1 protein-coding gene is annotated in these 926 nt (G+C 65.2%); it reads right to left on the bottom strand.

The window, feature by feature from the left end; all coding sequences use genetic code 11:
• Positions 1 to 926: AMP-binding protein (locus A5740_RS27740; RefSeq protein WP_139335385.1), on the bottom strand; the 926-nt coding region annotated here is incomplete at both ends.

Below are 926 nucleotides of genomic sequence, written 5' to 3'. Positions count from 1 at the left end.
CGGTCAGTGGCAGGGTGTCGATGGGGACGATGGCGGCTGGGACCATGTAGGAGGGCAAGGTCTCCCCCAGCGCGGCGCGCACCGTCGAGGGGGTTGCGGTGCCGGTGATGTAGCCGACCAGACGCTTGTCGCCGGGACGGTCCTCCCGGGCGATCACCACCGCCTGCTCGACATCGTCGAGTGCGGCCAGTGCGGCCTGGATCTCCCCCAGCTCGATGCGATACCCGCGGATCTTGACCTGCTCATCGGCACGGCCCAGATACGCCAACTCACCGTCAGCCGTCCAGCACACCAGGTCTCCAGTGCGATACATCCGCACCCCCGCGGGGCTGAACGGGCATGCCACAAACCGGGTGGCGCTCAACCCCGCCCGACCCACATACCCCACGCCCAAACCCGCACCGGCCACATACAACTCACCCACCACACCCGCCGGAACCGGCCGCAACCAGCGGTCAAGGACGAAAAACGCCAGATGCCCCAACGGCCCACCGATCGGACTGACCGTGCGCTCCACATCGGCCACGGTGATCTCCCGAAACGACGCATGCACCGTCGTCTCGGTAATCCCATACATATTGATCAACCGCGGCAGGACCGGATGATCACCCATCCAGCTGCCCAGCCGTGACGGTTGGAGTGCCTCCCCACCGAACACCACCGCATCGAGGCCGAGCTGACGATGTTCCGGCTGGGCAGCATCCACCGTCTGCAGCGCATAGAACGCAGACGGCGTCTGACTCACAACCGCAACCCGCTGCTCGACAAGCAAGGTGTGGAAATCGTCAGCTGACCGCGTCACCGCCTCGGGCACTATCACCAGCCGCCCACCATGCAACAGCGCTCCGAAGATCTCCCAGACCGAGAAGTCGAACGCCAACGAGTGACATTGACTCCAGCCTTGACCTGCCGTCAGCTGCAGGTCG

This window comes from Mycobacterium sp. GA-1841 (assembly GCF_001954135.1).
Lineage (GTDB): Bacteria > Actinomycetota > Actinomycetes > Mycobacteriales > Mycobacteriaceae > Mycobacterium.
This window is presented reverse-complemented; position numbering and strand designations above follow the sequence as displayed.